Source organism: Mycobacterium sp. E2462 (genome assembly GCF_001672685.1).
Lineage (GTDB): Bacteria > Actinomycetota > Actinomycetes > Mycobacteriales > Mycobacteriaceae > Mycobacterium.
Map to the genome: position 1 here is coordinate 1 of NZ_LZKC01000255.1, position 542 is coordinate 542.

The 542-nt window shown below is 69.2% G+C and carries 2 pseudogenes; one reads left to right on the forward strand and one right to left on the reverse strand.

Annotated elements, in window-relative coordinates:
- A pseudogene (locus A5714_RS12525) lies at window positions 1–279 on the forward strand (hypothetical protein); the annotation flags it as partial.
- Between the two features lie 3 nt (window positions 280–282).
- Here the strand turns inward: A5714_RS12525 and A5714_RS12530 are convergent.
- Window positions 283–542, reverse strand: a pseudogene (locus A5714_RS12530) (hypothetical protein); the annotation flags it as partial.

Sequence of the window (542 nt, forward strand, 5' to 3'; positions counted from 1 at the left end):
TTCGGCACCAAGGGCGGCGAAATCGAGATGGACGGGCAGCGCGTCGCCGTGCCCGTCTCGACCGACCAGATGAAGACCGTCGCCAAGCTCTCCGGCGGGCAGGCCTACACCGCGACCAACGCCGCCGAGCTCAACAAGAGCTACAACGCCATCGAGAACGAGATCGGCTACCGCACGGTGCCCGGCCCCGGCAGCGCCGGCTGGTTGCGGCTGGGGGTCGTCGCGGCGCTGATCGCGACGGTGTTGGCGTTGGTCCTCAACCGGCGCCTGCCCACCTGAGACTCAGGCGGGCAGCCGGCGGTTGAGCAGCAGCCCGGCCAGCACGGCACCGGCCATGGCGACGGCGCCCAGCAGCATCCAGGCCAGGCTGGCGTCGCCCTTCACGGACTCGTAGCCGATCTGGCGCTGCAGGGTCGTGTAGACGTTCTTCAGCGAGTCCAGGCTGTCGGCGTGAAACGACTGGCCGTCGGTGATCTCGCAGATCTTCTGCAGGGTCTGGTCGTCCACGGGCACCGGGATGGTGGCCCCCTCGTAGTCGACGG